2 protein-coding genes (1 of these 2 running past the window's edge) are annotated in these 22,942 nt (G+C 69.8%); both read left to right on the top strand.

Annotation, left to right across the window (positions count from 1 at the left end; translation table 11 throughout):
• Positions 1-372: 372 nt before the first annotated feature.
• On the top strand, positions 373-18,612 hold the full coding sequence (locus AB0L82_RS28070) for a non-ribosomal peptide synthase/polyketide synthase (protein WP_364642626.1): 18,240 nt from the start codon (positions 373-375) through the stop codon (positions 18,610-18,612).
• A protein-coding gene (locus AB0L82_RS28065) for a non-ribosomal peptide synthase/polyketide synthase (RefSeq protein ID WP_364642623.1) crosses the window boundary here: on the top strand, positions 18,612-22,942 show its beginning. The gene runs 24,310 nt beyond the window's last position; only the first 4,331 of its 28,641 coding nucleotides appear in the window; its start codon is at positions 18,612-18,614; the stop codon falls past the right edge of the window. Before AB0L82_RS28070 ends, AB0L82_RS28065 begins: the two co-directional genes overlap by 1 nt.

The raw sequence follows: 22,942 nt of genomic DNA, 5'->3' as shown, positions 1-22,942 counted from the left end.
TTTTATTCACTTTGCCCCTAGTCTTCGCAATGCATGGACGGCATCCATGTGATGCAGGCGACAGGGCACCGCTCACCAAGATCGAGTGGGCGCGGTGAAGTTGGAGGAGATCGACAGCACGACAAACCGATGCGGATGACCCGGAGGCACCCGCATCCCGGCCGAGAACAACGGGCACCCGGCCGGAGCGAGAACCAGTAGGAATCACGCGCGAAAGCGTCATCCCCGACGCCGCGCATTCGTCGAATCACCCAGGGCAGTGCGGTTTTCCGCGACCTGGCGGCCGGTTTCCCACCGGCACGCACAGGTCTATTTCGCGATGCCCGAAAGCGTTCGGCCACAAAGCAATTCGGGCAAATCGAGGAGGCTCTGGTGCAGGGTACGGAGTTGGGTGGTTTCGGACCGGGCAGCGATCGGGCGGTGGGCAGCGGCCCCGCGCCGGAGGCTTTCGAACTCACCCCCGGGCAGCTCGGACTCTGGTACGCCCAGCTGCTCGATCCGGATGTGCCGATCAATGTCGCGCAGTACGTGGACGTACAGGGCGAACTCGATCCGGCCGCCATCGCCGAGGCCACCGGCCACACCATGCGCGAGTATCAGGCGCTGGTCACGCGCCTGATCGAGGTCGACGGCCAGCCCCGGCAGATCGTCGATCCCACGCTGCCGGTTCCGGTGCCGTACCTGGATATGCGCGATGCGGCCGATCCGATCGCCGCCGCCCGCGAATGGATGCACGCCGACTTCTCCGCACCCGCGGATCTGCTGCGCGACCGCCTGTTCAACGGTGCGGTGCTGCAGGTCGCGGATCACCGCTACTTCTTCTACCTGCGCTGCCATCACATCCTGCTGGACGGATTCGGCGCGCTCAACATCACTTTGCGCGTGGCCGATCGGTACAACGCGCTGATGACCGGCGGTGAACCGTCGGCCATCGATCCGGGCGATATCCCGGTGCTGGTCGAGAACGAGCAGCGGTATCGCGCCAGCGCGCAGTTCGCCGGGGATCGCGAGTACTGGGCCGATCGGGTGCTGGGCCTGGAGGCCACCACCCTGGATCGCCGCACCGCACCGCCCGCCGCCGCCAATCTGCGGTTCGGCCGGCAGCTGCCGCAGCGGGTGCTGGATCGCGTGAACCAGGTTGCCCGCGAACGGGATTCGAAGCCCGTGGTGGTGCTGCTGGCCGCCTTCGGGGCATATCTGGCCCGGCTCACCGATCAGCGCGAAGTGGTGGTGAGCCTGCCGGTGACGGCGCGCACCGATGACTACACCCGGCGTTCGGCGGGCATGCTCTCCAATATCGTGCCGTTGCGCCTGGCCGTCGGCGATCAGGACAGCTGGGGTGCGGTACTGGCCGGGGCGCGGCAGGAATTGTCGAACGCGGTGCGCCACCAGCGGTATCGGCACGAGGACATTCGCCGGGACGCCGATCGCGACGGGCAGCAGACCCGGCGCGCGCTGTTCGGCCCGCTGGCCAATTTCATGCTCTTCGATATGGCCCTGCCGCTCGGTGCGGCGACGGCGCGCTATCACGTGCTCACCACCGGTCCGGTCGAGGATCTGAGCCTGCAGGTGTACTACGCGGACACCGATCAGCTGCACCTGGAGCTGGAGGCCAATCCGAATCTGTACGGCAGCGACGATCTGGCCCGCCATCACGCGCGCTTCACCGGTTTCCTGGAGCGGCTGCTGGAGCTGGATCCGGCGACCCCGCTCGCCGCGGTCCCGGTCATCACCGAGCTGGAACGCGAAGTGAGCCTGCGGATTTGGAATGACACCGCGCGGGACTTCGGCGCGGCGGAGCCGCCGGTGGCCGAGGACGCGACGCTGGTGTCCATGTTCGCGGCGCAGGCCGCGCGCACCCCGGACGCGGTGGCGCTGCGCTACGCCGGCGAACCGGCCGCCGAACTGACCTACGCCGAACTCGCGGGACGGGTGAATCGTCTTGCCCGGCATCTGATTTCGCTGGGCGTCGGCCCGGAGACCACGGTGGCGCTGCATCTGCGCCGTTCGGCCGAGCTGGTGACGGCGCTGTACGCCGTGCAGGCGGCGGGCGGGGCCTATGTGCCGCTGGATCCGGATCATCCGGCCGATCGCACCGCGCATATCGTGGCGACCGCGCAACCGGCCGTGGTGCTGACCACCTCCGCCGATCGGCCCGCCGCCGAATTCGACGCACCGGTGCTGCATCTGGACGAACTCGCGCTGGACGCGTACTCGGCCGCACCCTTGAACTCGGCGGAACTGCTTGCGCCACTGCGGCCTTCCAACACCGCCTATGTCATCTTCACCTCGGGTTCGACCGGCCTCCCCAAGGGTGTGGCGGTCACGCATCGCGGCATCGTGAACCGACTGGCCTGGATGCAGTCCGAGTACGGCCTGACCGCCGCGGATATCGTGCTGCAGAAGACCCCGGCCACCTTCGACGTCTCGGTGTGGGAGTTCTTCTGGCCGTTGCAGATCGGCGCGACGCTGATCGTGGCGACCCCGGACGGGCATCGCGATCCCGGCTACCTGGCGGAAACCATTGTCCGCGAACGGGTCACGGTCGCGCACTTCGTGCCCGCCATGCTGGCGGTGTTCCTGGGCGAGCTGGTCGCGGCGTCCGCGCGCGATATGCGGCTGCGCCTGGTCTTCGCCTCCGGTGAGGCGCTGCCCGCCGCCACCGCGCAGCGCTTGCGCGCGCTCACCGGCGCGGCGCTGCACAACCTCTACGGACCGACGGAGGCGGCGGTCGACGTCACCTTCCACGCGGTCACCGACTTGGATACCGAGGTGGTGCCGATCGGCGCGCCCGTATCCAATACCCGGCTGTACGTGCTTGATTCACGTCTGCGGCCGGTCCCCGTGGGGACCCCGGGTGAGCTGTATCTGTCGGGGGTTCAGCTCGCCCGGGGCTACGTGGCACGGCCGGGGTTGACCGCGGAACGCTTCGTCGCCGATCCCTTCACCGGGCGCGACGGTCACGGCGACGCGGGTGAATTGATGTACCGCACCGGCGATCTGGTGCGCTGGACGCCGCAGGGCGAACTGGTCTATCTGGAGCGCACCGATTTCCAGGTGAAGCTGCGCGGTCTGCGCATCGAACTGGGTGAGATCGAAACCGTGCTCGCCGCAACGGATTCCGTGCGTCAGGCGGTCGTGGTGGTGCGCGATGAACAGCTCGTCGCCTATCTGGTTCCGGCCGCCGATCGAGCGCCGGATGTGGCGGCGTTGCGCATCGCGGCCGCCGAGGCGCTGCCCTCCTATATGGTGCCGTCCGCGTACGTGGTGCTGGATGCGTTGCCGCTCAATGCTTCCGGCAAGCTGGACCGCCGGGCGCTGCCCGCGCCGGAGCCGACCGTCACTGTCTATCGCGCCCCCGTTTCGGTGGTGGAGCAGGCGATCGCGCGGGTCTTCGGCGAGGTGCTCGAGCGCGAGGGCCTGGGGCTCGACGACGATTTCTTCGCCATGGGCGGCAACAGTCTGATCGCCACCCGGGTGGCGGCGCGCATCAGCGGTGATCTGGGCTGCCGAATCGGGGTGCGCGAGCTCTTCGGCGCGCCGACGGTGGCGACGCTGGCCGAGCTGGTGGAGCGGCAGTTCCTCGATGACGATGCCGAATTCGGCACGAGGGTGCCGGAACTCGCGGCGCGTGAGCGTCCCGAGGTGCTCCCGCTCTCGCCCGCTCAGCAGCGCATCTGGTTCATGAACCGGTTCGCCACCGGCAGCGCCGACTACAACATGCCGTTCGTGCTGCGCCTGCACGGTGAGCTGGACGCGGACGCCATGCGGGCCGCGATCGCGGATCTGGTGGCCCGGCACGAGGTGCTGCGCACCGTCTTCCCGCAGACCCCGCAGGGTCCGTGCCAGCGCGTGATTCCGGCGGCCTCGCTGTCCCCGCGCGGTGCGCTGGCCACGCTTGCTGATCAGTTGCTGACCGATGCGGTGGCCGAGTTCGACGCCACCGCGACGGGTCTGATCGCGGGCACCGATCTGATCGCCGTGGTCGAGGAGATCGCGGCCGCGGACCTCGAGGCCGAATTGCTCGAGTTCGCCGCTCGCGGTTTCGATCTCGAGACCGAGATCCCTTTCCGGACTCGCCTTTTCGACATTCGGGACGAAATGGACAGTGGCGAGGCGGATTTCGCGCTCGCCGTCGTCCTGCACCACATCGCGGCGGACGGTCTGTCGCTGCCCGTGCTGGCGCGGGATCTGGTGGCCGCGTACACCGCGCGCTTGGCCGGTCACGCGCCCGGCTGGGCCCCGCTGCCGCTGCAGTACGCGGATTACGCACTGTGGCAGCGGGAACGGCTCGGTGACGCGGCCGATCCGAATTCCCTGCTGGCGCAGCAGCTGGAGTTCTGGACGCGCACGCTGGCCGGCGCGCCGGAGCAGTTGGATCTGCCCTCGGATCGGCCGCGCCCGGCGGTGGCGAGCGGTCGCGGCGGTACCCACCATCTGGAAATACCGGCCGGTCTGCACTCTCAATTGCTGGAAACCGCTCAGGAACATGGGGTTTCGGCCTTCATGCTCATGCACGCGGTGCTCGCGGTGCTGCTCGCGCGCTTGTCCGGGGGTGATGACATCGTCATCGGCACCCCCGTCGGCGGCCGCGGCGAACGCGATCTCGACGAACTGATCGGTATGTTCGTCGGCACCCTCCCGCTGCGCACGCATATCGACACGCGCAGCACCTTCGCCGAATTGCTAGGCGCCGTACGGGAATCCGATCTGGCCGCCTTCGCGCACGCCGATGTGCCGTTCGAGCAGCTGGTCGAGACCCTGAATCCGGCGCGCTCACAAGCCCGCCATCCGGTCTTCCAGGTGACGCTGTCTTTCACCGGTACCGGGAATATCGACATCGAACTGCCCGGATTGCTTGCCATGCCGGGTACGCTGGACACCGGAGTGGCCAAGTTCGACCTATCGATCGCGGTCACCGAAAGCTTCGCCGGTGCCGGTCCCGGGGAAGGTCCGGCACCGGCGGGGATCCAGGCGGAGTTCGCTTTCGCCACGGACCTCTTCGATTCCGCCTCCATCTCCGTGCTCGCCGCGCGCTTCCTGCGCCTGCTCGAGTCCGTCACCGCCGCCCCCGCGACCATGGTCGCCGATCTACCGCTGCTCTCGCCGCGCGAATACGCCAATCTCACCACCCGCTCCGGTGGCCCGGTCGTCGCGACCGGTTTGCTGCCCGAGGTGCTGGCCGAGGCGGCCGAGGCCGATCCGGACGATATCGCCCTGTGCGATGAGCGCCGCGCCCTCACCTACGCCGAACTCGACGCCGCCTCTTCGCGTTTGGCGCGACTGCTGATCGACCGCGGCATCGGCCCGGACGATCTGGTCGCCGTCGGCGTGCCGCGCTCCATCGAACAGGTCACCGCGGTCTGGGCGGTCATCAAATCGGGTGCGGGCTGGCTCCCGGTGGATCCCGCCTACCCGGTGGACCGCATCACCCATATGGTGACCGATTCCCGTGCGGTCCTGGGCCTGACCACGGCCGCGTCCCGGGCCGCGCTGCCGGGCCCGCTGCCCTGGCTGCTGCTGGACGATCCCGCGTTCGAGGCCGCCTGCGCCGGATTCTCGGCCGAGCAGATCACCGACGCGGACCGGCTGCGCCCGCTGCATCCGCAGCACATCGCGTACGCCATCTACACCTCCGGTTCCACCGGTCTGCCCAAGGGCGTGCTGGTCACGCATGAGGCGCTGGTGAGCCTGGCGGCCGAGCAGACCGTGCACTACTTCGGTCATCCGGGCGCGCGGGTGCTGAGTGTGGCCTCGCCGTCCTTCGATATCTCGGTTGCCGAACTGTTGCTGGCTGTCAATTCCGGGGCCACCCTGGTGATCGCGCCGGCCGGTGCGACCGTCGGTCAGGAGCTCGCGGATTTCGCTCGGGTACAGCGGGTCACGCATCTGGCCATGACGCCGTCCGCCGCCGCCTCGCTGGATCCGGCGGATCTGCCGGATGTGCAGTCGGTCGCGGTCGGCGGTGAGGCCGTACCGGCCGAGCTGGTGCGCCGCTGGGTCGAGGCCGGGCGGACCATCGTCGACGCCTACGGCCCGACCGAGACCACGGTCATCGTGAATATGTCGCAGCCGCTGCGCGCGGGTGAGCCCGTGCACGTGGGCCGCCCCATCCGCGGTGTGCGCGAATGGGTGCTCGATGCCGCGCTGCAGCCGGTGCCGGTCGGCGCGATCGGCGAATTGTATGTGGCCGGACCGCAATTGGCGCGCGGCTACCACGGTCGCCCGGAGCTGACCGCGAATCGTTTCGTGGCCTGCCCGTGGGCGCCGGGCGAGCGCATGTACCGCACCGGCGATCTGGTGCGCTGGGCCGCCGACGGCTCCGTCATCTATGTGGGCCGCAACGACTCCCAGGTGAAGGTGCGCGGCTACCGCATCGAACTCGGTGAGATCGAATCCGCGCTGGCCGCGCACGAGCAGGTGCGCCAGGCCGTCGTGGTGGTGCACAGCGATGCGGTGCGCGGTGATCAGCTGGCCGCCTACCTGGTGCCCGCCGACGCCGCCGCGGGCGTGCGCACCGAGTCGGTGCGGGCGAGCCTGGCGGGCCGGTTGGCCCCGCATATGGTGCCCGCCGCCTTCACGGTCATCGCCGAACTGCCGATGACCCCGAACGGCAAGCTCAACCACAAGGCGCTGCCCGCACCGGTATTCGCGGCTCGCGAATACCGCGCGCTCACCACCTCGGCCGAACGCCTGGTGGCCGCCGCCTTCGCCGAGGTGCTCGGCGGCAGCGCCGCCATCGGCGCGGACGACGACTTCTTCGATCTGGGCGGCAATTCCCTCATCGCCACCCGCCTGACCGCCCGCCTCGGCGCGGCCCTGGACGCCCGCGTCCCGGTGCGCCTGATCTTCGACGCCCGCACGGTCGCCGAATTGGCCGCCGCCCTCGGCGATCTCGCGGGCACCGGCGGCCGCCCGCCGCTGGTCGCGGGCGAACGCCCCGCCACCGTGCCGCTGTCCTACGCCCAGCAGCGCATGTGGTTCCTGAACCGCTTCGACACCGCCTCGGTGGCCGATAACCTGGTCGCCGCCATCCGCCTCTCCGGCGACCTGGACCGCGAAGCCCTCGCGGCGGCCCTCGACGATGTCATCGAGCGCCACGAAACCCTGCGCACCATCTACCCCGCCACCGATGGCATCGGCCGCCAGCAGGTACTCCCGCGCACCGAAGCCGCCGTCGGCCTGCGCACCGAGGATGTCGCCGCCGCCGATCTGGATGCCCGCATCCGCGAACTGGCCCTCCAGCCCTTCGCTGTCGACACCCGAGTCCCGTTGCGCCTCAACCTGCTTCGCACCTGCGATGACGAGCACATGCTCGTGTTCGCGGTGCATCACATTGCCGCCGACGGTCTGTCGGTCGCGCCGCTGACCTTCGATCTGATGGCCGCGTACGCCGCTCGCCGTCGCGGTGAGGCTCCGCAGTGGGCCGCGCTGCCGGTGCAGTACGCCGATTACGCGCTGTGGCAGCGGGAGCTGCTCGGCGACGCCGGTGTGCCGGAGTCGCTGCTGGCGCAGCAGATCTCGTTCTGGCGGGATGAGCTGTCCGGGCTGGCTCCGGAGCTGTCGCTGCCATTGGATCGGCCGCGTCCGGCCACCGCCTCGGGGCGTGGCGCGCGGTATGAGTTCACCCTCGACGCCGGGCTGCACGAGCGGCTGCGGGAGATCGCGGAACGCTCGAACGCTTCGCTGTTCATGGTGGTGCACGCGGCCCTGGCCACGCTGCTGGCCAAGGTGTCCGGACAGTCGGATATCGCGATCGGCACCCCGGTCGCGGGCCGTGGTGAGCAGGCGCTGGACGGCCTGGTCGGCATGTTCGTCAATACCCTCGCCCTGCGCACCGAGGTCGCGTCGCGAAACTCGTTCGCGGACTTGGTCTCCGCCGTCCGCGACGCCGACTTGCGCGCCTTCGCGCACGCCGACGTCCCGTTCGAGCGACTGGTCGAGGCGCTGAACCCGGTGCGTACGCAGGGTCTGCACCCGCTGTTCCAGGTGGTGCTGGACTTCCAGAACATCGCGGGCGCGGCCCTCGAGCTGGAGGGCCTGGAGGTGTCGCGGCTCGATATCGATACGCACACCGCCAAATTCGACCTGCAACTCTCCATCGGTGAGCAGGCCGACGGCGGCCTGGCCGCCGTATTCACCTACGCCACCGATATTTTCGACGCCGACGGCATCGCGGCGCTGGCTCGCCGTTTCGAGCGCGTGGTCACCGCGGTGGCGAATGACGACCTGCTGCCGGTCGGCGATATCGAGGTCCTCGATGCCGATGAGCGCGAGCTGGTACTGCACGAATGGTCGGCCACCGGTGCGGATATCGCCGAAACCGCCACGCTGGCGGATCGTTTCGCTGCCGCCGCGCTGATCGATCCGAACGCCGTCGCCGTCCGCTCGGGCGAGACCACCCTCACCTACGCTCAGCTCGACGCCCGCGCGAACCGCCTGGCCCGCCGCCTCATCGCCGCCGGTGTCGGCCCGGAATCGCTGGTGGCCGTTGCGCTTCCGCGCACCGCCGAACTCGTCGTCGCGTTGCTCGCGGTGCTGAAGTCCGGTGGCGGTTACCTGCCCATCGATCCGAACTACCCGGCCGATCGCATCGAGTATGTACTCGATGACGCCCGCCCGGTGTGCGCGCTCACCAGCGCGGCCGCGAATCTGCCCGCGGGCTGGTTCGGCGGTCCGGTGCTGGATCTCGACGCCCTGGATCTGGCGGACCACTCCGACGCCCCGGTCACCGATGCCGATCGTCGCGCCACGCTGAACCCGGCGAACACCGCCTACGTCATCTACACCTCGGGTTCCACCGGCCGTCCCAAGGGCGTGCTCATCCCGCATCTGAATGTGGTTCGGCTGCTGGACAATTCGCAGCGGCACTTCGAATTCGGCCCGTCCGATGTCTGGACCATGTTCCACTCCTACGCCTTCGATTTCTCGGTGTGGGAGCTGTGGGGCCCGCTGCTGTCCGGCGGCAGCGTCGTGGTGGTCGACTACTTCACCTCGCGTTCGCCGCAGCAGTTCCGGGAACTGCTCGCCGCCGAACGGGTTACGGTGCTCAACCAGACTCCGTCGGCGTTCTACCAGCTGATCGCCGCCGATCAGGAGCGGCAGGCCGACGATCTCGCACTGCGCGTGGTGATCTTCGGCGGCGAGGCCCTGGAGCCGCAGCGGCTGCGCGAGTGGTTCGCCCGCCATCCGCAGGCTCCGGCGCTGGTGAACATGTACGGCATCACCGAGACCACGGTGCACGTGTCGTACCGCCCCATCACCCCGGACACCGGTTCGGCCAGTGTGATCGGCGGTGCGCTGCCGGGCCTGGTTGTGCGCGTGCTGGATTCGCGCCTGCGCCCGGTTGCGCCGGGTGTGCCCGGTGAGGTCTACGTCTCCGGCGGGCAGCTCGCGCGCGGTTATCTGTCGCGTCCCTCGCTGTCGGCGGCCCGCTTCGTAGCGGACCCGTTCGGTCCCGCCGGTAGCTCCGCCTACCGCACCGGCGACCTGGCCCGCTGGACCGCGACCGGTGAACTGGAATACCTGGGTCGCGCCGATCAGCAGGTCAACCTGCGTGGATTCCGCGTGGAACTCGGCGAGATCGAGGCCGCGCTGCTCGCTGAGCGTGGTGTGCGCGAGGCCGCGGTGGTGGTCCGGCACGACGATATCGTCGCCGAGGACCGCCTGGTCGGTTACGTGGTTGCCGAGGCGACCGTGGACACCGCTGTGCTCCGGCAGGCGATCGCCCGTCGTTTGCCCGAGCATATGGTGCCTTCCGCCATCGTGGTGATCGATCGAATTCCGCTGACGGTCAATGGAAAACTGGATCGCGCCGCTCTGCCAGCCCCGACTTTCGAGGGTGCGGCGTACCGGGAGCCCGGCACACCTGCCGAGATCGCGGTGGCCGGTGTGTTCGCCGAACTGCTCGGTCTCGAGCGGGTCGGCGTCGACGATGATTTCTTCGCGCTCGGCGGCAGTTCGCTGCTGGCGGCGCGCGCGGTTGCCCGCATCGGTGTGGCCCTGGATTGCGAGATCCCGGTGCGCGCGCTGTTCGAAACCCGCAGTGTGGCAGCGCTGGCCGAGTACGCGCACGAACGCTCCGGCGGCGGCGCGCGCAAGCCGCTGCTGCCGCGCATGCGCCCGGAGCGGTTGCCGCTGGCCCTGGCACAGCGGCGCATGTGGTTCCTGAACCGGTACTGGGCGGCGGAGGAAACCGCCGGACCCGGTGCGGCGGCGGACAATATCCCGCTGGTCATCCGGTTCTCCGGACAGCTGGACACGGTCGCGCTTGCGGGTGCGCTCGCCGATCTGGTGGCGCGGCACGAAACCCTGCGCACCGTGTACCCGGACGGGGCGGAAGGTCCCGAACAGGTGATTCTGCCTGTCGCGCAGAGTGTTCCGGCGGTGGTCGCCGAGCAGCTCGACGAATCCGAACTGGATGCCCGCCTGGTCGCCGCCGCCACCCACGCGTTCGACCTGACCGCCGAAACCCCCGTGCGCGCGGAGCTTTTCCGGCTGTCGGGCACCGAACACGTACTGGCCCTGGTACTGCACCACATCAGCGCCGACGGTTTCTCGCTCGGCCCGCTGGCACAGGATCTGATGGCGGCGTACATCGCCCGCCACACCGGTCAGGACCCGGCCTGGCAGCCGCTGCCCGTGCAGTACGCGGATTACACGCTGTGGCAGTCCGAGGTGCTCGGTGCGGACACCGATCCGGAGTCCGAGGCCGCGCGTCAGCTGAACTACTGGCGGACCCGCCTGGCCGGGCTGCCCGATCAGCTGGACCTGCCCGCCGATCGCCCGCGCCCCGCGCTGTCGACCCAGCGCGGCGGCACGCACCACTTCACCGTGGACGCGGGCCTGCACGGTGACCTCGCGGCGCTGGCGCTGAAGCTGGACACCACCATGTTCAGCACCGTGCACGCGGCGCTGGCGGTACTGCTGTCCCGGCTGTCCGGCGCCACCGATATCGCCATCGGCACCCCGGTGGCCGGACGCGGTGAACAGGCCCTGGACGGCCTGATCGGCATGTTCGTCAACACCCTGGTGCTGCGCACCGAGATCGATCCGCGCACCGGGTTCGACACCCTGCTCGGTCAGGTCCGCAGCGGGGACATTGCGGCCCTGTCGCACACCGACATCCCGTTCGAACGCGTGGTGGAGGCGCTCGCCCCCGCCCGCGCCCAGAACCGGCACCCGCTGTTCCAGGTGCTGCTGACCTTCCAGAACTTCCCGCTGCCCACCCTGGAACTGCCCGGTCTGCGCGTGCACCCCGCCCAGATCGAGTCGGGCATCGCCAAATTCGACCTCCAGTTCACGGTGACCGAATCCTTCGCCGCCGAGGGTCGCACCGGCGGCATGGATATCGAGATCACCTACGCCACCGACCTTTTCGACGCCGACAGCATCGCCCTGCTGGCCCGCCGCTTCGAACAGGTGCTGGAGACGGTCGCCTCCGACCGCATGATCGCCGTCGGCGATATCGACCTGCTGCGCGCCGACGAACGCCGCCGCGTCCTCACCGAATGGAACGCCACCGCCCGCGACATCACCACCGTGCTGCCGCTGAACAGCGGAGCGGCGGACGGTGTTTCCGCCGACGCGCGGCGCGCCGCCACGAACTTGGTCGCACTGTTCGAGGCGCAGGTGTTGGCCACGCCCGAGGCGACCGCGGTCATCTTCGAGGGTGACACCGAGGCTCGCGTGGAACTGTCCTACGCCGAGTTCGCCGCCCGGGTGCACCGCCTGGCCCGGCATCTGATCGCCCAGGGCATCGGCGCGGAAGCGACTGTCGCCCTGGCGATTCGCCGCTCGGTCGACCTGGTGATCGCCATGTACGCGGTACTCGAGGCCGGTGCGGCCTACGTTCCGCTGGATCCCGATCAGCCCGCCGACCGCATCGACTACGTCCTGGATACGGCGCGCCCCGCCGCCATCCTGACCACCGGTCGCGATGCCGTCGCGACCGCCAGCGGTGCCCTGCTCGTAGAGGTCGACACCCTCGACCTCGCCGAGTACTCGGCCGCGCCGATCACCGATGCCGAACGCGGACAGGCGATCAGCCCGTCGCACACCGCGTATGTCATCTTCACCTCCGGTTCGACCGGTCGCCCCAAGGGTGTGGCGGTGGAGCACGGTGCGATCGTGAACCGCCTGCTGTGGATGCAGCACGAGTACCCGATCTCTGCCGAAGACGCTGTGCTGCAGAAGACTCCGGCCACGTTCGATGTGTCGGTGTGGGAGTTCTTCTGGCCTTTGCAGACCGGCGCGCGTCTGGTCATCGCGAAGCCGGATGGCCACCGCGATCCCGCATACCTCACCCGGGTGATCGCTGAAGAGGGCATCACCACAGCGCATTTCGTGCCGTCCATGCTGGCACTGTTCGTTGCGGAACTCGGCGACGCCGCTGCCGCCACGATCGGCGATACCGCCGATACGGCTCTGCGCCAGGTGTTCGCGTCCGGCGAGGCGCTGCCCGTCACCATCGCGCAGCAGTTGCGCGAGTTGACCGGTGCCCGCCTGCACAACCTGTACGGCCCCACCGAGGCCGCCGTCGACGTCACCTTCCACGAGGTCGTCGACGCCGACACGCTGTCGGTGCCGATCGGCCGCCCGGTGTGGAATACCCGCACCTACGTGCTCGACGCCCGCCTGAACCCGGTCGCCCCGGGTGTCGCTGGTGAGCTGTACCTCGCGGGTGATCAGCTCGCCCGCGGGTACCTGGGCCGCCCGGACCTGTCGGCGGATCGTTTCGTGGCCAACCCCTTCGGCACGTCCGAGCGCATGTACCGCACCGGTGACCTGGTGAAGTGGAACGCCGAGGGTGAGATCGAATACCTCGGCCGCACCGATTTCCAGGTGAAGCTGCGCGGTCTGCGCATCGAGCTGGGTGAGATCGAATCCGCTTTGACCGCACAGGATTCCATCGCCCAAGCGGTGGTCGTGGTCCGCTCCGATGACCGTCTCGGTGACCAGCTGGTCGCCTATCTGGTCCCCGCGATCTCCGCCGTCCCCGTCGCGAATATCACGAACGCCCCGGAAAGCGCCGCGACTGCGAGCACAGGCATCGCGGACACCGCCGCGAATACTCGCGGCGCGGGTGCCGGTGACAGCGCACAGGTTTCGGCGCACGCCGCCGATCGCGTACAGCTGGATCAGATCCGCTCCACACTCGCGGCCGCACTGCCCGGCTACATGGTCCCGGCCGCCTTCGTGGTGCTGGACGCGTTCCCGCTCAATGCCTCCGGCAAGCTGGATCGCAAGGCGCTGCCCGCGCCGGTGTTCGAGGCCAAGGTGTTCCGGGCCCCGTCCACACCGGTGGAGGAGATCGTGGCCGGGGTGTTCGCCGATCTGCTCGGCAGTGAGCGCGTCGGCGTGGACGACGACTTCTTCGAGCTGGGTGGCAGTTCGCTGCTGGCGGCGAAGGCGGTCGCGCGGATCGGGCAGGCGCTCGGCACCACCGTGGGTGTGCGGGCGATGTTCGAGGCGTCCGCCGTCGGCACGCTGGCGGCCCGCGTCGAGGTCGCGCCGCAGGGTGTTTCGCGTCCCGCGCTGGTGGCGGGGGAGCGGCCCGACAGCCTGCCGCTCTCGCCCGCGCAGCAGCGCATGTGGTTCCTGAACCGCTTCGACGGCAGCTCGACCGCGTACACGATTCCGCTGGCGCTGCGCCTGCGCGGCGATCTGGATATCGCGGTCATGCGCGCGGCCGTGGCCGAACTCGTCGAGCGGCACGAGACGCTGCGCACCGTCTATCCGGAGACCGCCGCCGGACCGGTGCAGGTGGTGTTGTCCGCCGACCAGGCCGCACAGCCGCTGGATGTCATCGACTGCACCGCGGCCGAACTGCCGCGGCGCATGCTGGAGCTCGCCGGGACCGAATTCGATGTCACCACCGCGGTTCCGGTGCGGTTCGCGCTGTTCCGGATCACCGACGCGGTCGGCCCGGAATACGTGTTCGCCGGTGCGCTGCACCATATTTCGGCCGACGGCTCCTCGCTGGTGCCGTTCGTGCGCGATCTCATGCACGCCTATGACGCGCACCTGGCCGGGGCCGCCCCGGCGTGGTCGCCGCTGGCGGCGCAGTACGCCGATTACGCGCTGTGGCAGCGCGCGCTGCTCGGTGCCGAGAGCGATGCGGAATCGATTGCGGCACAGCAGCTCACCTTCTGGCGCGAGACCCTCGCCGGTCTGCCGGATCAGCTGGATCTGCCCGCCGATTTCCCGCGCCCGGCGCGGCAGAGCCTGCGCGGTAAGCGCATCGCGTTCGGTGTGGACGCCCAGCTGCACGCCGAGCTGACCCAGGTGGGCCGCCGGCACGGCGCGACCCTGTTCATGGTGGTGCACGCGGCGTTCGCGGCCCTGCTGGCCCGGTTGTCCGGTACCGCCGACATCACCGTCGGCACCCCGATCGCCGGTCGTGGCGAGGCCGCCCTGGACGACATCATCGGCATGTTCGTGAACACCCTGGCGCTGCGCACCGAAATCGATGCGGCGGAACCGTTCTCGGCCCTGCTCGGCCGGGTGCGCACCGCCGATATCGCGGCCTTCACGCACGCCGACGTCCCGTTCGAGCGTCTGGTGGAGGTGCTCAACCCGCAGCGCTCCACCGCCCGGCATCCGCTGTTCCAGGTCGGCTTCTCCTTCCAGAACCATGAGCGCGCCGCCCTGGAGCTGCCCGGTCTGACGGTCTCGGAGGTCGAATTCGACAATGAGATCGCCCAGTTCGACCTGCACCTGTTCGCGGTCGACCACTACGGCGACGCCGGTGTGCCCGCCGGGGTCGAGCTGACCCTGGGCTATGCCACCGATCTGTTCACCGAGGCCACCGCGCTGCGCTTCGCCGCCGCCCTGCGGCGGGTGCTGGAAACCGTTGCGGCCGAACCGGACAGCATTGTCGGCTCGATCGATCTGCTCGGCGCGAACCTGCGCGAGCGGGTGCTCACGGAGTGGAATGCCACCGCGCACGCGGTCGCTCCGGTCACCCTGGTGGATCTGGTCGACGCCCAGGCCGCCGCCACCCCGGACGCGGTCGCACTGCTCAGCGCGGATGGCGAAATCGCGCTGAGCTACGCCGAATTCGATGCTCGGGTGAACCGGCTGGCCCGTCGCCTGATCGCCGACGGCGTGGGTCCGGAACAGACGGTGGTGCTGGCCATGCGCCGCTCCGTCGAGCTGGTCATCGCCATGTACGCGGTGGTCAAGTCCGGTGCCGCGTACGTGCCGATCGATCCGGACCATCCGGCCGATCGCATCGCCCACATCGTCGAGACCTCGGCTCCCGCAGCGGTTCTCACCACCTCGGCCGATGGCGTCCCGTTCGAGTCGGTGCTCCCGGTGCACGAGGTGGATCGCCTCGACACCGCCGCGTTCTCGGCCGCGCCGATCGCCGACGGTGAGCGGGTGCGCCCGCTGCGCCCGCACAATCCCGCCTACCTGATCTTCACCTCCGGTTCCACCGGCAAGCCCAAGGGCGTCTCCCTCCCGCACGCCGCCATCGCCAACCAATTGCAGTGGCTGCGTGACACTTTCGCGCTGGGCACGGGGGATCGCGCACTGCTCAAGACCCCCGCCACCTTCGATCTGTCGGTGTGGGAGTTCTGGTCGCCGCTGACCACCGGCGGCAGCCTGGTCGTCACCGCCCCCGGTGACGAGCGTGATCCGGACCGCCTGCGGGAACTCCTCGACACACACGCCGTGACCGTCCTGCACCCGGTCCCGTCCCTGCTCGGCATGCTGCTCACCACCGGCCCCCTCCCGGCTTCGGTGCGCACGGTGCTGGCCATCGGCGAGGCCCTGCCGGTCGCCACCGCCGCCGAGTTCCTGCGGCTGCACGCCCCGGCCGCCGCGAGTCCGGAAGGTGCCGGATCCCCGGATTCGACCGCCGTCACGGGCGCGGACGCTGCCTCGGCTCGCCTGTTCAACCTGTACGGCCCGACCGAAGCCGCCGTGTCCATCACCGCGTTCGAGGTGTCGGAGCAGCCCGAGCAGGTCGTTCCGATCGGCACTCCGGCCTGGAACAGCGGTGCGTACGTACTGGATTCGCGCTTGCAGCCGGTGCTGATCGGCGTCCCCGGCGAGCTCTACCTCTCCGGTGCGCAGCTGGCGCGCGGCTACCACGGCCGCCCCGGCCTGACCGCGGATCGCTTCGTGGCCAACCCGTTCGGCGCGGGCCGCCTGTACCGCACCGGCGATATCGTCCGCCGCCGTGCCGATGGCGCACTGGAATACGTCGATCGCGCCGATTTCCAGGTGAAGATCGGCGGCTTCCGCATCGAGCTCGGCGAGGTCGAGACGACGCTGCGCCGGCAGGACGGGGTGACCGCCGCGGTGGCGGTGGCCCGCGATGACAGTGGCAATGGAGCCAGGCTGGTCGCCTATGCGGCCGTGCCGGGTGCCGACCCGGCCGGCTACGACGAGGTGGCGGCCGGGTTGCGCACCGCGCTCGCGGCCGAACTGCCGCACTACATGGTCCCCGCCGCCCTGGTGGTGCTGAACGCGTTGCCGCTCAACGCCAATGGCAAGGTCGACCGGGCGCGCCTGCCCGAACCGGTCTTCACCGCCGCCGCGTACCGCGCTCCGGTATCGCGGATCGAGCGCCTGGTCGCGGCCGCGTTCACCGAGGTCATCGGTCTCGCCGCGACCGATACGGCTGTCGCCGAGGTAGCCGCGACCCCGGAGTCCGATGCCGCAGTCGGCCTGGACGCCGATTTCTTCGCCCTGGGCGGTAATTCCCTCATGGCGACCCGGCTCGCGGCCCGCCTGGGCGCGGATCTGGGTGTGCGGGTGCCGGTCGCGGCGGTGTTCGAAGCGCCGACCGTATCGGCGCTGGCCGAGCGGCTGGCCGCGATCGATCCGTCGAATACCCGGCCCGCCCTGGTCCGCCGGACCGGTACCGGACCGGCTCCGCTGTCGCTGGCACAGCAGCGCATGTGGGTGGTGAACCAGCTCTACCCGGAGTCGGGCGCGTACAACGTGCCCGCCGCAATTCGCCTCACCGGCACGCTGAATCACGCCGCGCTGGCCGCCGCCCTGCGGGATCTGGTGCAGCGCCACGAGATCCTGCGCACCCGCTACCCCAAGCTGGACAGCGGTGAGGTCCAGCAGGTGCTGGCCGTCGACGACGTGCATTTCGACCTGACCCCGATCCCGGTGTCCGCCAACGGCGTCGACGATCACATCGCCGAAATCGTCGCGGCCGGTTTCGATGTCACGATCGCTCCGCCGGTGCGCATCGCGCTGCTGTCGGTATCGGCGACCGATCACGTGCTGGTCGTGGTCATGCACCACATCAGCACCGACGGCTATTCGGTCGCACCGATGGCGCGAGACCTGGTGTCGGCGTACACGAGTCGACTCGGCGGGGTCGCCCCGTCCTGGGCTCCGCTGGCCATCCAGTACGGCGATTACAGCGACTGGCAGCGCACCGTGCTCGGCGCCGAGGCCGACGCGGACAGCCTGCTCAACACCCAGCTCGGCTTCTGGCGCACCGAATTGGCCGGTCTCCCGGAGCAGCTCCCGCTGCCCACCGACCGCCCGCGCCCGGTTCGCCGCGAAATGCGCGGTGATACGGTCGATTTCGAGATCTCCGCCGATCTCACCGAGCGCCTGTCCACGCTGGCCCGCGAGCACAACGCCACCCTGTTCGGGGTACTGCACGGTGCCTTCGCGGTGCTGCTGTCGAAGCTGTCGGGCCTGAGCGATATCGCCGTCGGCACCCCGGTCGCCGGTCGCGGTGAACGCGCCCTGGACGACCTGATCGGCATGTTCGTCAACACCGTGGTGCTGCGCGCCGAGGTAGACACCCGAGCGCCGTTCACCGATCTGCTGCGTCAGGTCCGCGATCGCGATCTGGCCGCCCTGGCCCAGGCCGACGCCCCGTTCGAGCGGGTGGTGGAGGCGGTGCTGGCCGCGTCCGGCCGCGCCCGTTCCACCGCGTACACCCCGCTCTTCCAGGTCATGTTCACCTACCAGAACATGAACACCGGCACGGTCGCCCTGCCCGGCCTGGATGTCGAGGTGCTGGAACCGCGCTTGGCAGAGGCCAAGTTCGACCTCCAGCTCACCGCGCTGGAGCAGTACGACCCGCGCGGCCGCGTCACCGGATTGCGCATGCAATTCGCTTACGCGACCGATATTTTCGACGCCGCCACCATTCGCCTGCTGGCGGAGCGGCTGCTGGGCGTGCTCACCGCGATCGCTGCGAATCCCGCGATCACGGTGCGCGCCATCGATATTCGTACCGAATCGGAGCGGCCTCGCAGCGGCAACTCCGGTCCGGCGTCCACCCCGGTGCCGTCGCGTGCGGCGGCCGGGGCGGAGCGGACACCCGCCGAGGTGCCCGCGGCCGAGCTCCCGGCGCTCATCGCAGCCGCCGCCGAGCTGGCTCCCGACGCTGTCGCCGTCACGCACGGCGCGCACAGCGTCACCTACCGCGATCTGGCCACCAAGATCGCCGCCGTCGCCCGGGCCATGGGCGCCGCGGCGAAGCCGGAGGCCCTGGTGAATATCGCGCTCGCCGGTTTGGTGCCCGGCATCCTGGCCGCCCTCGGTGCGGGTGGCCTGTCCCAAGTCCTGCACACGCTTTCGGGCGCGGCGCAGGCGCTGGTTCAGTCAGAAGGAGACCTCTGATGTCTCGTGTGGAGTCGGTCGCCCTCAACCGGTTCGGTAACCATGCGGCGCTGCGCAGCGCCTACGGCGCCGCGGACCTGCCGAATCTGATCGAAACGGTGGCAGCCCTGGACCCGGATCGCATCGCGGTCCGGCACGGGGATCTCACCGTCGCCTACGGCCCGCTCGCGGCCGAGCTGGGTGCGCTGGCCGAGGCCATGGGCGGCGCACTCGAACCCGAGGCCCTGGTCCAGGTCGTCATCTCGGGTCAATTGCCGGCGCTCATGGAGGGGGAGGAGGGCGCGCTCACCGCCGTCCTGGACGACCTGCTCGATGACGCCGTCGAGGCCGCGGCCGCCGTGCTCACCCCGCACCTGGCCCCGGTCGAAACCCTCGCGACGCTGTTCGAGGAGCAGGTGCGCCGCACCCCCGACGCGGTGGCGCTGCAATTCGGCGGCGAAAGCCTGACCTACGCCGAATTCGACGCTCGCGCCGACACTCTGGCCCGCCGTCTGATCGCCGCGGGCGTCGGCCCGGATGTGCTGGTGGGCCTGGCCGTGCGGCGTTCGTTCGAACTGCTGGTCGGCATGTACGCGATCATCAAGGCCGGTGGCGCGTACGTGCCGCTGGATCCGGATCATCCGGCCGAGCGCCTGTCCTACGTGCTGTCGGTCGCGAATCCCGCCGTGGTGCTGACCACCACGGCCGATGAGCCGGATTTCGAGACCGCCGTCCCGGTGCTGCGCATCGACGAGTTCGAGCGCACGGTCACCACCTCGGCGCTGTCGCCCAGCGCGGATCCCGAGGTGCCGCAGGCGATGGCGGACAATATCGCCTACGTCATCTTCACCTCCGGTTCCACCGGCCGCCCCAAGGGCGTTGCGGTCTCGCATCGCGCGATCGTGGCGAATCTGCGCTGGCGGCAGCGCATGTACCGGCTGCACGGCGATGACGCGGTCTTGCAGAAGACCCCCTTCACCTTCGACGTATCGGTGTGGGAGTTCTTCTGGCCCTTGCAGATCGGCGCGCGCCTGGTGATCGCGGAGCCGGACGGGCATCGTGATCCGGCGTATCTGCTGCGCACCATCGCCGACTACGGCATCTCCATCGCGCATTTCGTGCCGTCCATGCTGTCGGTGTTCGTGGCCGAGGCCGCGCACGAGGGCGTATCCGATTCGCTGCGCGCGGTTTTCGCCTCCGGTGAGGCGCTGCCCGCCGCCACCGCGGCCGGATTCCGCGATGTCAGCGGTGCGACGCTGCACAATCTGTACGGCCCCACCGAGGCCGCGGTCGACGTGACCGCGCACGAGGTGACCGCCGCCGATACCGTGCAGGTGCCGATCGGCGCGGCCGCCGACGACACCGATCTGCTGGTGCTGGACGAGAACCTGCGCCCGGTCCCGATCGGCGTGGTCGGTGAGCTCTACCTGGCCGGTGTGCAGCTGGCACGCGGCTATGTGGCGCGCACCGGCTTGACCTCCGAGCGCTTCGTCGCCAATCCCGAAGGCGCGCCCGGTGATCGCATGTACCGCACCGGTGACCTGGTGCGCTGGCAGCCCGCCGTGGACGGTGGCCCGAATGAACTGGAATACCTGGGCCGCACCGATTTCCAGGTGAAGCTGCGCGGTCTGCGCATCGAACTCGGCGAGGTGGAGGCCGCGCTGCTGAGCCATCAGCAGGTGACGCAGGCGGCGGTGCTGCTGCACCACACCGCGACCGGTGATCATCTGATCGGCTACGTGGTGCCCGCCGCGGCCGAGCTGGATACCGCCGCGGTGCTGGCGGCGGCGCGGGATCGGCTGCCCGAGTACATGGTTCCGGCCGTGCTCATGGCGTTGCCGGAATTCCCGCTCAACCCGAACGGCAAGCTGGACCGGCGCGCGCTGCCGGAGCCCGAATTCACCGATGCCGCGGTCGAATTCCGGGCGCCGGAGACCACCGCCGAGCTGGCGGTGGCGGCCATCTTCGCGGATCTGCTCGGTACCGACCGGGTCGGCGCGGATGACGATTTCTTCGCCCTGGGCGGCAATTCGCTCATCGCCACCCGGGCCATCGCCCGGGTCGGCGAGGCGCTGCGCATCACCCTGGACGTGCGCGATTTCTTCGAGCGCCCGACCGTCGCCGCGCTCGCCCTGCTCGCCGATGATCCCGCCGCCCAGCTGGATTCGGATGCCGAACTGATCGGCCCGGCCGAATTCGACGCCGATCGCCCCGTGCTCGCGGCGGGGGAGCGGCCCGCCCTGGTGCCGCTCTCGCCCGCACAGCAGCGCATGTGGTTCCTGAACCGCCTCGCGCACGACGAATCCGTCACGCCCGCAGACGGTTTCGACGCGGCGGCGGTCGACAATGTGATCGTCGCGCTGCGCCTGCGCGGTGATCTGGACACGGCCGCGCTCACCGCCGCGGTCACCGATCTGATCGCCCGCCACGAGGTGCTGCGCACCTCCTATCCGCAGACCCCCGCCGGTCCGATCCAGCTCGTGCACGCCGCACCGCTCGGCCCGATCGCGGCCGGGCATCCGATCGCCGCCGAGCTGACCCCGGCCGATACCACCGAGGGTGAGCTGCGCGCCGCCATCGAGGCCGAGGCGAAGCGCGGATTCGATGTGGCGGCACAGGTTCCGCTGCGCCTGCGCCTGCTGCGCGCCGATGCCAGCGATCACACGCTGGTGCTGGTGGTGCACCATATCGCCGCCGACGGCGTCTCCATGGCCCCGCTGGTGCGCGATCTGGTCGAGGCGTACACCGCGCGCCGGGCCGGGGAGCGGCCGGACTGGGCTCCCCTGGAGATCCAGTACGCCGATTACGCCCTGTGGCAGCAGCGCCTGCTCGGCGATGACGCCGACCCGGAATCGCTTGCCGCACGCCAGCTCTCGTTCTGGACCCGGGAACTGGCCGAACTGCCCGCGCAATTGGATCTGCCCGCCGATCGCCCGCGCCCCGCGGTCTCCGGATATCGCGGCGCGACCGTCGGTTTCGCACTCGACGCCGATTTGCGCGCCGCCGTGGACGCACTCGCCGCCCAGGCCCGGGCCACCCCGTTCATGGTGCTGCACGCCGCGCTGGCCGCCCTGCTGGCGCGGTTGTCCGGCACCACCGATATCGCCATCGGCACCGCCGTCGCGGGTCGCGGCGAACGCGCCCTGGACGATCTGGTCGGCATGTTCGTCAATACGCTGGTGCTGCGCACCGAGGTGCGCGGCGAACTGTCCTTCGCCGACCTGGTCTCGGTTGCCCGCGAACGTGATCTGCGCGCGTTCGCGCACCGCGATGTGCCGTTCGAGCGCCTGGTCGAGGTGCTCAATCCGGCCCGCGCGCGCAATCGCCATCCGCTGTTCCAGGTCGCCCTGGTCTTCCAGAACCTGGGCGTCTCCACCCCCGAACTGCCCGGGGTGGACACCGAAACCGTCGAATTCGACGCCGGTTTCGCCAAATTCGACCTCCAGCTGACCGTGGCCGAGGACGGCGACGGCTATCGCGCCGAATTCAATTACGCCACAGAACTGTTCGAGGCGCCCACCGTCGCGGAGTTCGCCGCCAAATTCACCCGACTGCTGACCGCCGCCACCGCCGCGCCCGAGCGCGCGATCGGCGATCTCGAACTGCTGGACGCCGGTGAACTCGACTATGTCGTTGACTCCTGGAACGCCACCGGCCACAAGGTCCCGGATCTGTTCCTGCACGCCGGTTTCGACGCCCAGGCGCAGCGCACCCCCGCGGCGCGCGCCCTGGTATTCGGCACGACCGAGCTGACCTACGCCGATCTCGACGAGCGCGCCAATCGACTGGCCCGCCTGCTCATCGAATCCGGTGTCGGTCCCGAATCCCTGGTCGTGCTGGCCATGGGCCGTTCGGTGGAGCTCATCGTCGCCATGTACGCGGTACTGCGCGCCGGTGGCGCGTACGTCCCCGTCGACCCCTCGCATCCGATCGAGCGCATCGGCCATATTCTCGGCACCGCCGAGCCGCAGCTCGTATTGACCACCGCCGGTGACGGTTTCGCGCTGCCCGCGCATATCGACGTCCCGCTGCACCGCGTCGACGAACTCGATCTCGCCGAGTACTCCGCCGCCAAGATCACCGATCGCCAGCGCCGCGCGGTGCTGCATCCGGAGCACCCCGCGTACGTGCTGTTCACCTCCGGCTCCACCGGTAAGCCCAAGGGCGTCGCCGTGAGTCACCGCGCCATCGCCAACCAGATGGCGTGGATGCAGGCCGAATACGGTATCGGCCGCAAGGACGTCTACCTGCAGAAGACCGTCTCCACCTTCGACGTCTCGCTGTGGGGCTACTTCCTGCCGCTGCGCGCCGGTGCCACCATGGTGCTGGCCGCGCCGGACGGGCATCGCGA

The sequence above is a fragment of the Nocardia sp. NPDC052001 genome, assembly GCF_040680615.1.
Taxonomy (GTDB): domain Bacteria; phylum Actinomycetota; class Actinomycetes; order Mycobacteriales; family Mycobacteriaceae; genus Nocardia.
Note: the sequence above shows the minus strand (reverse complement) of the source record. Positions and strands in the feature narration are given on the sequence as shown.